This is a genomic window from Mycobacterium sp., assembly GCF_035640695.1.
Taxonomy (GTDB): domain Bacteria; phylum Actinomycetota; class Actinomycetes; order Mycobacteriales; family Mycobacteriaceae; genus Mycobacterium.
Window position 1 is genome coordinate 1 of sequence record NZ_DASQVQ010000023.1, and the last position, 12,975, is coordinate 12,975.

The 12,975-nt window shown below is 64.2% G+C and carries 10 protein-coding genes and 3 pseudogenes; 5 read left to right on the plus strand and 8 right to left on the minus strand.

Going from position 1 to position 12,975, the window contains the following annotated elements; translation table 11 throughout:
- Window positions 1–154: 154 nt before the first annotated feature.
- Window positions 155–1,144 carry an AraC family transcriptional regulator gene (locus VE759_RS02855; RefSeq protein ID WP_324928043.1) on the minus strand — a complete coding sequence of 330 codons (990 nt, stop codon included), beginning with the start codon at window positions 1,142–1,144 and terminating at the stop codon, window positions 155–157.
- Window positions 1,145–1,734: 590 nt separating this feature from the next.
- Between VE759_RS02855 and VE759_RS02860 the strand changes: the two genes are divergently transcribed.
- Complete coding sequence (locus VE759_RS02860; RefSeq protein ID WP_324928045.1) at window positions 1,735–2,373, plus strand: FMN-dependent NADH-azoreductase; 639 nt, start codon at window positions 1,735–1,737, stop codon at window positions 2,371–2,373.
- Window positions 2,374–2,514: 141 nt separating this feature from the next.
- On the opposite strand, the pseudogene VE759_RS02870 reads toward VE759_RS02860, so the two are convergent.
- A pseudogene (locus VE759_RS02870) lies at window positions 2,515–3,492 on the minus strand (aldo/keto reductase).
- Between the two features lie 127 nt (window positions 3,493–3,619).
- A complete protein-coding gene (locus VE759_RS02875; RefSeq protein WP_324928051.1) occupies window positions 3,620–4,525 on the minus strand; it encodes an SDR family NAD(P)-dependent oxidoreductase in 906 nt (301 codons plus the stop codon).
- Between the two features lie 107 nt (window positions 4,526–4,632).
- Here VE759_RS02875 and VE759_RS02880 point away from each other — a divergent pair, with 107 nt between their 5' ends.
- A complete protein-coding gene (locus tag VE759_RS02880; protein ID WP_324928053.1) occupies window positions 4,633–5,196 on the plus strand; it encodes a TetR family transcriptional regulator in 564 nt (187 codons plus the stop codon).
- Between the two features lie 316 nt (window positions 5,197–5,512).
- Entirely contained in the window at window positions 5,513–7,015 is a 1,503-nt protein-coding gene (locus VE759_RS02885) for a DUF4118 domain-containing protein (RefSeq protein WP_324928054.1), read from the plus strand.
- Window positions 7,016–7,106: 91 nt separating this feature from the next.
- Here the strand turns inward: VE759_RS02885 and VE759_RS02890 are convergent, their stop codons facing one another.
- Both VE759_RS02890 and VE759_RS02895 read right to left on the minus strand, forming a co-directional pair.
- Window positions 7,107–8,066: an SDR family NAD(P)-dependent oxidoreductase gene (locus tag VE759_RS02890; protein WP_324928057.1), complete on the minus strand. Its 960-nt coding sequence runs from the start codon at window positions 8,064–8,066 to the stop codon at window positions 7,107–7,109.
- Window positions 8,063–8,683, minus strand: a complete 621-nt coding sequence (locus VE759_RS02895) for a TetR/AcrR family transcriptional regulator (RefSeq protein ID WP_324928058.1) — start codon at window positions 8,681–8,683, stop codon at window positions 8,063–8,065. The genes VE759_RS02890 and VE759_RS02895 overlap by 4 nt, the downstream gene beginning before the upstream one ends.
- A 447-nt stretch (window positions 8,684–9,130) precedes the next feature.
- Here VE759_RS02895 and VE759_RS02900 point away from each other — a divergent pair, with 447 nt between their 5' ends.
- A complete protein-coding gene (locus tag VE759_RS02900) occupies window positions 9,131–10,006 on the plus strand; it encodes an NYN domain-containing protein (RefSeq protein ID WP_324928060.1) in 876 nt (291 codons plus the stop codon).
- Between the two features lie 209 nt (window positions 10,007–10,215).
- A complete protein-coding gene (locus VE759_RS02905) occupies window positions 10,216–10,377 on the plus strand; it encodes a hypothetical protein (RefSeq protein WP_324928061.1) in 162 nt (53 codons plus the stop codon).
- A 145-nt stretch (window positions 10,378–10,522) separates the two neighbouring features.
- On the opposite strand, the gene VE759_RS02910 is transcribed toward VE759_RS02905, so the two are convergent.
- The 3 genes and pseudogenes from VE759_RS02910 to VE759_RS02920 all read right to left on the minus strand — a co-directional run.
- Window positions 10,523–11,374, minus strand: coding sequence for a cutinase family protein (locus VE759_RS02910; RefSeq protein WP_324928063.1), 852 nt, complete (start codon window positions 11,372–11,374; stop codon window positions 10,523–10,525).
- 422 nt (window positions 11,375–11,796) lie between these two features.
- Window positions 11,797–12,309: pseudogene (locus tag VE759_RS02915) on the minus strand (GMC oxidoreductase); the annotation flags it as partial.
- A 443-nt stretch (window positions 12,310–12,752) separates the two neighbouring features.
- Window positions 12,753–12,975 (minus strand): annotated as a pseudogene (locus VE759_RS02920) (pyridoxamine 5-phosphate oxidase); the annotation flags it as partial.

Consider the following 12,975-nt stretch of genomic DNA (forward strand, 5'->3'; position numbering starts at 1 on the left):
AGCGCACCGATCAACGCCGAATCCATCAGGTGATGGGATGGGTCTGAAGATCGTAAAGGTTCATAGCAGCGACGCTACGTAATCCGTTGGCGAGATGACCGCGACCGTTCGTTAGTCCGCGTTAATTGGCTAATGATTCGCGTTCTGTGGAGGTTCAGCGGGCAGCGCGCAACGCTTGCTGCGGCGTTTCGCCAAACGTCGCTTTGTGCGCGGTGGCGAACCGGCCCAGGTGGGTGAACCCCCATCGGTGCGCGATGGTGGCAACGGTGGTGTGGGAGGGATGTGCGGACCGCAGCTCATTATGGGCGCGGCGGAGCCTGACCACGCGGACATATGCCATCGGCGACATGCCCAAGTGCCGGCGGAACCCATCCTGCAAGGTGCGCACGCTGACATGGCACCGGATCGCCAGTGTCGACGTGGTCAGCGGCAGCTGGGGTCCGGCCTCGATGAGATCCATCGCCTCACGGACAGCTGCCGGTCGGCCAGGCTCAGCGGGTGCAGCAAGTGCTTGGCGATACGGGTGCTCGGCCACCAGCAGGAATCCGTGTATCAGGCTCTCCACCAATGGGTCCAAGACCACAGAATGCCGCATCAAGCTGTCCGGGCGGTCGAGTTGACGGTGCACCATCAGCAGTAACCGCACCCAATCTTGGGCATCGCCAGCGTTGAGCGGCAGGGATGCGTCGAAGGCGATGGGGCAACCTACCGGGCTCTCGACCAGGGCATCGAGTGCTCGGTCGACGGCGACTTGATCGATCTTCACCGCCAGATGACGGCTGCCGCCGGGCCACCACGTCGTGGCGATCTCGGCGTCGGGCCGATAAATAGTGGCCAGTGCGGGAGTCGAGGTCAGTTGCTGCCCCCGATGCCGCGATTTCAGCCAGCCTTTCAGCGGAACGCAGACGTGGTAGCTGGCGCGAGTATCGTCGAAATCGAGTGCAACGTCGGTTTCGTAGGTGGTGTCGCCCAAGGTGATCGGCCCGACGCGGCTGACGCGCTGGCTGAAGCCGAAGCTGTTGGAAGGTCCCAGCAGTCGAAGCCGATGTGGATAGAACGCAGTCTCACGTAGGTGGATTGCCTGCTCGGGTGAGCGCGTGCGAAACCACTGATCCGATTGTGCTATCGGGGCACCCTCACCCATCGCTAAACCCACCCTGATCAACGCTTCCGGATAGACGCGAACAGTGGTGCGGCTGTCATTGGATACCGATCATGCGTGATGCGTTCATTGCGACTCCACCGGCGGCCGAGAAGTGGTCCAACTCGGCCTTGCTGTCAACGATTGCCCTCCAGCAAGCCCATGTCGTCGCCGCTGCCACCCATCGCGTCCCCCGGCTAGCTGGAATCTGTGCTTACCCGTTAACCCAAGGCGGTGGACAACCTTTCGTAGTTGGTCCCACCAGGTTCGGACCGGTCGTGACAAAACGATATCTATTGATGCCCCGCCTGGGGCAATCCGTACTTACCCGCCAACTAACACGCCTGCGTTGCCGGTGCAAGCGCCATTGAGTATCTCGTCACATTCGCCGAACCGACTCCACCCGCTCGTCGTGAATTCCATTAGCGGTCAACGAGGATCTGGGTGAGATGCCACCACCACAATCAAAGAGAGACCCGCATGACGAACCTGGACCCGCAGACCACAGCTGACTTCTGGGATGCATACGTGGCCGCTGCCGACGCCGGTGCCGACTTGGTGAAGGTCAGCTCCACTTTTGCCGGAGGGGCCAAGTGAAACTTCTCGATATTCAGTCGTCACCAAGACGCGAATCTTCCGATTCGATCACGCTCACCAACTCTTTCATCGAAGCGTGCAAATCCGACCACACGCCGATGGTTGTGGATACGTTGAACGTCTGGGATGAGCGGCTACCGGAGTTCGACCACGAGGCAATCGGAGCGAAGTACAAAGCAAGAAAGCACGAGCCAATGACTGGGGCAGAGGCCGACGCATGGGAGCGCATTCAATCATTGATCCGACGCTTTCAGAACGCCGACCGAATCGTCTTAGGAACTCCAATGTGGAACTTTGGCCTGCCTTACAAGCTCAAACAATTGATTGATCTGGTGGCGCAGCGAAACTATCTGTTCGCCTACGACGGCAAGCAGTACGGCCCACTCTTGCACGTGGAAAAGGCAGTCGTCGTCTATACACGCGGTTCACGGTTCGTGGAGGGAACTCCCATACCGCCCTCGCGATTCGATCACCAGGCAACCTATTTGGACTTTTGGCTGCAGTTTGTGGGTGTTCGCGATATTCGGAGCGTGATTGTCGACAATGCGTGGAATCGAAATTGTCACGAATCAGAAATGAGCCTGGCGAACGGCAAGGCGACTCTGGAACGACTGGTTGAGTGGTTTCTTACCTAGTAACAGAGCTGCACCAATGTGTGAACTGAGCGCCGCGGACATGATTGCCTCGTGGAACAGTTAGTCGCCGACGGTGCCGCAGTCGCCCGCGTCGAGCTCGAATTCCATCATCGGCGGCCCGCTACCTGGAGTCATTGTTTGTCACTGGTCCTCCGCCGCCTCGACATAGGCGGCGTACACGGGCGCGTATCGCTCGCCGACGATGCGGCTTGGGGAGAAGACGCCACCGAGGTAGGCGATTTCGTCAGCGCTGACGGCGACGTTGGTGGCGGCGAGGTTCTCCCGGACATATTGGGTGCGTTTGGTGCCGGGAATCGGTACGACGTCGAGTGGTTAAGCCAGCAGCCATGCTAATGCGAGTTGGCTTGGGCGACACTGCTTCTCGGCGGCAAGCGCCTTGAGCGCTGCTACCGGTTGCAGATTTGTGGCGAGGTTAGGTGCGGAAAAGCGGGGGTTGGTGGAGCGGAAGTCCCCGCCCGTGAAGGTGGTGTTAGGACTGACTGCGCCGGTCAGTGCGGACCTTGCCAGAGGGCTGTAGGGCACCAGCGTGATCCCGAGTTCGCGACACGTCGCTAGGGTGGCGCCCTCAACGCGGCGCTCCCACAGCGAGTATTCGCTCTGCAGCGCGGTGATGGGGTGTACGGCGTGGGCGCGGCGGATCAGCGCCGGCTGTACTTCGCTGAGCCCGAGGGCGCGAACCTTGCCGGCGACAACCAGATCGGCCATCGCGCCGACGGTGTCTTCGATCGGCACGTTCGGGTCCAGGCGGTGGTAGTAGTACAGGTCGATCGCCTCCACGCCGAGCCGGCGCAGACTGGCCTCGCAGGCGGACTTGACGTATTCGGGACGTCCGTCGATTGTCACCTGCGTGTGATCGCCGTTGAGTTTCGCGGCGAACTTCGTCGCTAGCACCACCTCATCGCTGCGTCGTCCGGCGATCGCCTGTCCGATCAGCCGCTCGTTGTGCCCGAATCCGCGAATGCTGACATCAAGGCCGGCGTCTGCGGCGCCGTAAATGTCCGAGGTGTCAAGGAAATTCACCCCGAGATCGATCGCCGCGCGCAGGGTGTTGATCGATTCGTTGTCATCGGCTGGCCCATAAAACTGCGACATGCCCATGCACCCGAGCCCGATGGGCCGCACCGTTAGCTCTGAATGGCCCAGCCGCACCCGTGCCGAACCAGCGATCGATGATGTCCCGTTGCCATGCTCTGTCATTGCTCTGTGCTTCTCGGATCGAAGGCTGCTACCGGTGTCCGAGCGGGTCGAGCTGCTCGGCGCTGGCATCGTCGGCCGTCGTCGACACGCTGAGGTGGCGCCAGCGCTCGTCTTCGGCCAGCAGCGTGCGGCCGGCCGCGGTGGCGTAGGCGTACGCGTCGGCGCCGACCAGCAGGCGCAGTGGCGGGTCATCAAGGGCCACCACGTTCAGTACCAGCCGGGCGACCTTGGCGGGGTCGCTGGCCGCGGTTGTCTGCCCGTCGTGCAGGGCTGCCATGCGACCGACGGTCTCGGCGTACTCGGGGCGGATAGGGTCGATGTGCATGGACGATCCGGCCCAGTCGGTGCGCATGCCGCCGGGTTCCAGGACCGTCACCCTGATGCCGAGCGGAGCCACTTCGGCGGCCAGCACGCAGGAGAAGCCGCCGACGGCCCACTTGGCGGACTGGTAGGCGGCCAGGCCGGCGGTGGCCAGCCGGCCGCCCACCGAGGAGATCTGGATGATCCGCCCGCCTCGCTGGTCGCGCATGACCGGCAGGGCCGCGCGGGTCAGTCGCACCACGCCGAAGAAGTTGGCGTCGACCTGGGCGCGGAAGTCCTCGAAGTCGACGTCTTCGATGGCGCTGATGTTGGCGTAGCCGGCGTTGTTGACCACGACGTCGAGTCGGCCGAACCGGTCCACGGCGGTGTCCACCGCGGCCTGGGCGGCCTGCGAGTCGGTCACGTCCAGGGGCACGACGGCGAGCCGGCCGGCGTACTCGGCCGAGAGAACATCCAGTGCGGACCGCCCGCGGGCGCCGGCGACAACGCGGTGCCCGGCGTGCAGCGCGGCCCGCACGATCTCGTACCCCAGCCCGCGGGAGGCGCCGCTGACCACGAACACCAGGGACGCGGATGGCGGTGAAGACGGCGGTGAAGACGGCGGTGAAGACAAGATCCCTCCATGTGAGAAGCTAACTATCCGGTTGGTTAGTAATAGGCGAAGCTACCCGCGGGCAATGCCGGCTGTCAACTAAATAGTCAGTTATTATGGTGAGCGTCATGACAAGGGACGCGGCGGCCACTCGGCAACGGCTGCTGGAGGCGGCGCGAGAAGAGTTCGCCGCCTTTGGCATCGCGGGCGCCCGGGTAGACCGGATCGCCGATGCTGCGCGCAGCAACAAGGCGCAGATCTACCACTACTTCGGCAGCAAAGACGGCCTGTTCGATGCGGTCTTCGACGCCATGTGCCGGCAAACTGTGGACGCCGTGCCGATCGATCCTGTGAACCTGCCCGATTACGCCGGCCGGTTGTTCGACTCCTACGAGAAGCGCCCGTGGGTACAGCGCATCGCAACTTGGTACCGGCTTGAACGCGCCGGCTCCGGGGATCTGCTGCCCATCGTGCTGGCCAGCAACAAGGCCAAGGTGCGGGCCATCGCTGATGCACAGGCCAAGGGAATACTGCCGACGCGGTTCCCCCCGAGCGTGCTGCTCGGACTGGTCATCCACCTATCCGGATTCTGGAGCTCAAACGTGCCCGAGTACGACGCATTGGTCGAGGACGACTCGGCCGCCACGCGACGGCAGGTTGTCGTCGACGCAGTGACGGCACTCATATCGTGACCAGATCACCAATCCGGCTGCACGGTGACGGAGTCTCCGCCGGGCTGAGTGACGTCTGCCTTCGACGGCGCCGAACGCCGTCAAAGCGGCGAGTCCCAGCCGCCATCAGCTACATCGCTTCCCTGGTGGCTTCCCTCGTGTCCGCACAGAAGTTGCGGGTCAGGCGTTCGTCGCATGCACGCAATGAGGCATTCCGCGGACCTCGACGGTACCGTCCACGGCGCCTACGTTGAGGGCCATGATGGGAGGGCAACATTTCCCTTAAGTGGGGCTCGGGGTAGTGACGAGATGGCATAGCGGCCGGATGAGACGCCTCATGCGTAGCAGGTGGAGCGGCTTGCTCGCGGGGCTGATCATGGTGGCCGCGTTGAGTGGCATCAGCGCGCTGCTAGATCCGCATGTCCCCGCGCGATATCTCCTCGTGCTGTACGTCCTGCCGGTGATGGCCGTCGCAATTGTGTGGGGCACCTGGCTCGCGGTGATCACCGCCGTCTTCACCGCTGCTGCCTTCAGCTACTTCCTCACCCAGCCCTACTTTTCGTTCCGTATCGACGACCCGTCGAACGTCGTAGCTCTGGTCGCTTTCCTTGCCACCGCGGTCATCGTGGGTCGACTGGGCGCACGATTGCAGCGCGCGGCCACTGAGTCGGCACGCCTATCGGAGGAGCAGTACGCACTGCGGCGGATCGCGACGCTGGTTGCGCGATCGACCCCACCTTCGGCGATCTTCGAGGCCGTCACCCGGGAGGTCGGGCTGTTGTGCGACGCCGATCTCGCGCGTATGGAGCGCTATGAGGAGGACGGGACGGTGACCGGCGTTGCAGCCTGGAGCAAGGTGCAGGACCGACTCGCCGTCGGGACCCGGTTCTCGCTTGTCGGGCCTAGCATCGCGCGCCAAGTCCGGGACACCGGGGGGCCGGTCCGGGTGGCAAGCTTTACCGGTGCAACGGGGGCGATCGCCCAGGAAGCGCGCGGCTTGGGGATCCGCTCGTCGATCGGCTGCCCCATCACCGTGGCCGGGCACCTGTGGGGCGTCATCGCGGCCTCCAGGAAGAGCAACGAGCCGTTCCCGACCAACACGGAGTCCCAGATCGCCAACTTCACCGAACTCGTCGCGACCGCGATCGCAAACGCCGAAAGCCAGGCCGAGCTGGCTGCATCCCGTGCACGCGTGATCGCCGCCGCAGATGAGACACAGCGGCGCCTGGAACGCAACCTGCACGACGGAATCCAGCAACGGCTCGTCTCCCTGACGCTCCAGCTGCGCCTTGCCCGCGACACGGTGCCCGCGGGACTGCCCGCGATACAGGCAAAACTCGACCGGATAATCGAGGGGTTCGTGGAGGCACAGGAAGAGGTCCGTGTGCTATCACGTGGACTTCACCCCGCAATCCTGTCCCAGGGTGGACTCGGCCCGGCGCTACGCGCGGTTGCCCGCCGCTCGGCGATCCCAGTCGAGTTACGGGTCAATTCCGAACGTCGATATGCGGCGACCGTGGAGGTAGCGGCCTACTACGTCGTCTCCGAAGCGCTCACCAATAGCACCCGGCACGCGGCAGCGTCACGCGTAGAAGTAATCGTGGAGGAGCAACACGGCAAACTTCGAGTGTGCGTCGGTGATGATGGAGTCGGCGGAGCAGACCCACGGCGGGGATCGGGCTTGACCGGCCTGCGCGACAGGATCGAGTCACTCGGCGGGGTCATCGAGGTCGCCAGTCCCGCTGGTGAGGGTACAACGATCGAGGTTTTGCTCCCGATCGAGCCGCTAGACGGCTATGGTCCGAAACCTTTTGGTGTTGGTCGGCGCGCCAAGGTCTGACCGCCGGTGTTGCCGCGCCAGAGCTTCTACGTCTACGTCGGTGCCCGAGCGCCGGGTGAGGTGTTCCGGATATAGAAGCGGATAGCCGCCGTCAGGGTCCTTGACGAGGTTGCCCACCATCGGCGAGTTGATCAGGTAGCTTGCGCGCTTGGGTCAGTAACCGCTCGCTGGTCTCCCACAACTCTCGTGCTGTGCCGATGTCGTAGGAGTCGGCCGACGACAGGGCGGGCTTGCTGGCCTCGAAATACATGCCCGTAACCCCGTCGAAGCGCGGGTCGGTCGCCAAGGCGGCGAGGTGGCGCCCGGACGCACGGATGGTGTTTACACCGGGCAGGAAGCGCAGCGCGGGCAGTACATACCGCCATGCGAACCGCTGCAGCGGCGGATAATCGCGACCTAGACCCGAGCCGGGCATCATTCCCGGATCGAACGCGTTCACCGTCACCGCCTGGGCACCGTGTGCCAATCGCCGGTCGAGTTCGTAGGTGAAGAGCAGATTGCACAGTTTCGATGTGGTATAGCGTCGCCGACCCTCCTCGGCGGTCAATTTGCCTGGCGGGTGGGCCAGGTCGGCGGCCGATGTGTAGCGCGGGTGTGGCATGCCGGTGAACCTGGCCGGATCGTGGGTTCCGCTGCTGACGACCACGACTCGTGCGGGCGCGATCAACGCGTCGAGCAGTCCACATACCAGCGCGAAATGCCCGAGGTGGTTGACCCCGAACGTGATTTCGTAGCCGTCGGCGGTGGTCTGAGCACCCGAGACCACCTGCACTCCGGCATTGCAGACGACGGCGCGGATTGGTGGCAGCCCGCTAGCACGCTGGGCGTCGATGAAGCCGCGCACGGACCGCAGCGATGCGAGGTCGAGTTGCATCACCGTGCATCGCTTTCCGGCGCCGAGCCGCTGCACCGCGCCGGCGCCGCGCGCGGGGTCGCGGACCGCAAGGACCACGTGCCACGACGGGTCGGCGGCCAACAGCCAGCGCGCGCATTCGAGGCCCAAACCGGAATTGGCCCCGGTGATGATCGCGGTTCGCGTCGGACTTGTCATTTCTCCTCCAGAAGGATCGGCATCAGGGTGGTCACCGCCTGCCAGAGCCGCCGGTACATCCGGGGCACATCGGTCGATTCGGGTTCAAGGTGGCCGGCGAAGAAGACGCCGTCCGAATACGCGACGGCGAAGGCGGTGAGTTGGTCGACGACGCGGTCGGCCTTGGCCGGCGCTGTGTCGTCGGGCAGCAGGTGGCTGATCGCATCGCGGAACCCGGCGATCGCGGTGTCGCGCACCCGCCGCACCACTTCGGCGACCGCCGGGTCGTCGTGGCGCTCCAACGACAGTAGGTAGAACAGCCGCAGGAAGTCCGGATGTTGTGCGAGCAGACCGGCCGTGGCGGTCAGCCGGGTTTCCGGCCTGCCGTCGGCCTCGCGCCAGGACGGGATCGCCGCGAAGAACCGGTTCGCGCCGCGTTCCATGACGGCGGCGAGCACACCCTCCTTCGAACCGAAGTGATAGTAGATGGAACTTGGGGGAAGGCCGCACGCCTTGCGGATATCGCTGATGGAGGTTGCCGCATAGCCACGGGTGGCCATCAGCTTCTCGGTGGCGTCGAGAATCTGTTCACGCGAATTCTCGCCCTGCAGTTGCTTTTTGGTCGGGGACGCGTTCATCGGCGGTCTCCTTCGATCCTGGTGCCGTGAAATCCGAAGGGCGGGCAGCTCGAAAACGGCGTGTGTCCTCGGCTTCGGCGTCGAGGAACACACGGTCGCTAGGGGTATGCGGGATTTCTCAGCCGGTGGACGGGGGACGGTCAACCTGTCTTTGTAAGGATCGTTACAGACATAAATTAGCCCTCGGCAGCACCGCGCACAAGTGGGACGTTGAGTCGGTTTGCGGCTATGTCGTTCCACCGGCACGCTTCGGCCGGGCCTTGATGGGTCTGGCTCGGTGGCGCACGATGTCCGCATGGCTGTTCCCGACGAAGCTCGCCCTAACGGGATGCTCCTGGATCGGCTGCTTATTACCCCGACCTGGCTGGTGATTGCTGGCAACTCGGCGGGCACAGCTGGGTGCGATACAGACAAGACAACGGCTATGACCCAGGCGACGCAGGCACCATGAGCGATGACGGCGTGACCCGCGTGGCGGTCTACTTTGACTTCGATAACATCGTGGTCTCGCGCTACGACCAGGTGCACGGCCGAAACTCGTTTCAGCGAGACAAGGCAAAGGGCCTGGAGAAAGACCGGCTGAAGCTGGCAACCGTCGACGTCGGCGCCGTCATGGACTTCTCTTCCTCGTTCGGCACCGTTGTGCTCACCCGCGCCTACGCGGACTGGTCCGCCGATGTCAACGCCGCCTACCACGGCCAGCTCGTCGCCCGCGCGGTCGACCTGGTCCAACTCTTTCCGGCGGCCGCGTACGGCAAGAACGGTGCCGACATCCGGCTGGCCGTCGACGCGGTCGAGGACATGTTCCGGCTGCCCGACCTGACGCACGTGGTGATCGTCGGCGGCGACTCCGACTACATCGCTCTCGCCCAGCGCTGCAAGCGCCTTGGCCGCTATGTCGTCGGCATCGGCGTGGCCGGTGCCAGCAGCCGGTCGCTGGCCGCCGCCTGCGACGAATTCGTCACTTACGACGCGCTGCCTGGGATACCCACCGTCGTCGCGCAGCCCCCCGAGCCAAGGAGACGTGGCCGACGCGCGAGCGCTTCGGAGCCCGACGATGAGCAGGCGACGCCCGACCCCCAGGCCGCCGCCACGGGGCTGCTCGAGCGCGCACTTCGGATCGGCCAGGAGAAGGATGACGCCGAGTGGCTTTACAACTCCGTAGTCAAGGCCCAGATGAAGCGGATGGATCCATCATTCAGCGAGAAGTCCTTGGGCTTCAAGTCATTCAGCGACTTCCTACGCTCACGCAGTGAGATCGTCGACCTCGATGAGAGCAGCACAACCCGCATGGTGCGTCTCCACAGCGACACGGCCTCATAGAGTAAGCATCGCGGCGCGCGGCCGACTGAGTTCGCATGCGCGGGTGCCCATTTCACGCCATATCGCGCACGTGTTGACGGACGACACCGGGCACAGTGGCCGAATCCCGGAATCCCGGAGACGGGTCACGAGATGATGCTCGACAGCACATGGGCCTCCGTTGCCGAACGGATCCATATGTGGCTGGTGAATCGGGGTTTGTGAGGACCATGCGCTCATCTGGCCGCACGTTGTCCAGCGCGTCCGACATCCAGCGGTACCTCCGCGACATCAACGTGCTGCACCAACATGCGGCAATCCAGCCCAACAGCGGCCACGAGGTCTACGGGCGTGTGCTGGCGAAGCTTGATCCCAACTCCGAGATTGTCTGATCTCGGCGCCCTGGACTCCGTCAGCGTCATCACACATCACACTGATCTTCGCGTTGAACATAGCCGCGCCGACGTCACCTACTGGGATGACAGGGCGGCTACTGCGCGCCTCATTGAACCGGTATCAGCGGGCTCCGCGACCTCGTCAGTGGACCGCAGAGACCAATCCGGGTTCGGGGGACGGCGAGGCAGGCCCGTACACCGACGGGCCAGACCCGGGTGCCTGCGGCGCATACCCGGGCGTCTGCGGGCCGTACCCCGGCGTTTGCGGGCCGTACCCCGGCGTCTGAGGGCCGTATCCCGGCGTTTGCGGGCCGTATCCCGGCGTCTGCGGGCCGTATCCCGGCGTCTGACCGGACCCGGCCAGAAGCCTAGATGCAACGAAAGCCGCTGCCTGGGTGGTGTACGCAGGGACGTAGCCCTCGGTATGTCCGCTCCATGCGTTGCCCGGACCCGCATGACAGATTGGGTCATTGGGGTTACACAGGTCGATCGCCTTGGAACCGAGCAGTGCGCTCTGGGTCGGCAGCGATCCGCCGGCGCGGTCGGCCACGTCGCCGAAGGTAGCGACCGCCGCCACGTTGTTCGTGTACGCGGGCGGTAGAGAACTGCCCCAGTTGATGCCGCCGACAGGAACGCCGGCCACGATGTCGATCACGCTCGCGCCTTGCGAGTAGCCGCCCAAGACGATGTTGGTGTTGGGGCAAGAGGACACCGTGGACTTGATATGGGAAATCGCGTCATTGGCGCCGTCACCACCGTGCAGCTGCAGCTTGCTGGCGGAATATTTCACCGCGTAGGTCGCGACGTTCATGCCGCCAGTCTGCCGGCGCAGCGAGTCGACAAAGGCATCGCCGACACGGCCGAGACCGGGTGGCTCGTCGGTGCCGCGCGCGAAGACGACCTCGGCGTCGGGGCAGTCGGTGGCAGACGCTACCGGCGCCGCGCTCGGGGCGACGAGCAGGACGGGGGCGGTGAACAGTGCCGAAGCACCCAGGCCGACCCAACGACCGGCTGACCGCGCGCTGCCCGGCCGAGGGCTACGTATGCGGTGAGAAAACACCCCCAAACCTTACCCATGTCCAGGAATGATGGAACTCCCGGGATGCACTGGGCAGCGCTGCCGACGTTCGGCTTAATGTGAAGCGGAGATACGTATTCGACAATTTTCCCGAGGGTTTGGACCGTTCACTCCGCGTGGGCCGACAACTCGGCTGCGGTTACCGATACTTTCTGACGAAACAGACTGAGATCCTCACCCGTATCTAGACAGATCTGATGGGCCCCCACACACAGTGTGTTGTTCTCCCCCGGGCCCGCCACACTGTAGTTGTTTGAGGCATTTACGCGGTGCTCTTCCTCGCGGACTGAACCTTCGCCACCTGTGCTCCGCCGCAGTACCTTCGGAACGCCGTTATCGCCAGTGCTCGCCAATGAGAGCTCTGCTGCGCGTTCCCCGATCACTACGCACGGTGCCATCGTGTTGGTCGTTATCCGCGGCATGAGGAGGCGTCGGCGATGCGAAGGCCCTGCAGTCCGTACACCCTCAGGCTGCTGTCGACAACCGACATGGTGTCGTTGCCCATCTTTGGCCGTGCCGACGTGATGCCAGTAGGTTGACGCCGCGTCGCGGATGCAGGCTTCTAGCTCCGCTCCGGTGAGTCGCCGGGCATGACCTCGCGTTTGATGTGGGGTTGCAGCGCTGCGGCACTGCCGATTTCGCGCATGAACTCTACGCACGCCCTGGCGCCCGCCAGATCGTCGGGTGAGATTGGGCGTTGGCCCCACCCCGGGAAGGTGCTGGCGGACCGGGATTCCGAAGCGCCGCAACTGCTTTTCATCACCTACACCGGACTGCATCAGCACTTTGGGGGTATGGACAGCACCCAGCGACAGCACCACTTCGCACGCGGCGCTCAGATTGTGAACCTGTCCCTAGTGGAGCACTTCGACACCGGTACGCCGCTTGTGTACAGGCTTCGATCCCTAGGGTGAGGTATCGACGGTCGTGCGGTGTGATCGCGGCTCCGCCGGCCGTCGCGCACATAGCTGTGGATCGGCGAGCAAAATAGACATTTCGAGTGCGCCCACGTGTATGTCGTCGTGACTGTTCCCTTGGTGCTCAAGCGATTTACTGTGTCGGCGTGCACACCCTGCGACACTCCGCGGCCGTCGCTTGGCTCGAATCGGGCGTGCACATCGAGGCCGTCGCCGATCTGCTCGGGCACTCAATCTATCGCGATCACCGGTGATGTGTTACGGCCACACCAGCGACGGCACCCCACGGTCGGCGTCGACGGCCTGGCGGCGCGGCTCGGGCTGTGCCTGCGTTGCCAGCGCGTCCGCTCGAAGATGCGACGCCGACCCGAGTGTGGCTAACCATCGTTGATGAGGTTCGCGAGGAAAGCAGGTAACCGGCCAGCGCCAAAGTCATAAAACCGCGCCCATCGCGGCTCAATCGAGATGCGCACCATCTGCTTATACGTCGACCGCACGTTGCGTTCGAACTCGGCAAGTTGGGGTTCGTCCATTGAGCTCCTCGCTGCCGCGAGGTACTCATCGGTGACGCCGTCGACGGTTTCTAGTGTGGCGAGGCCA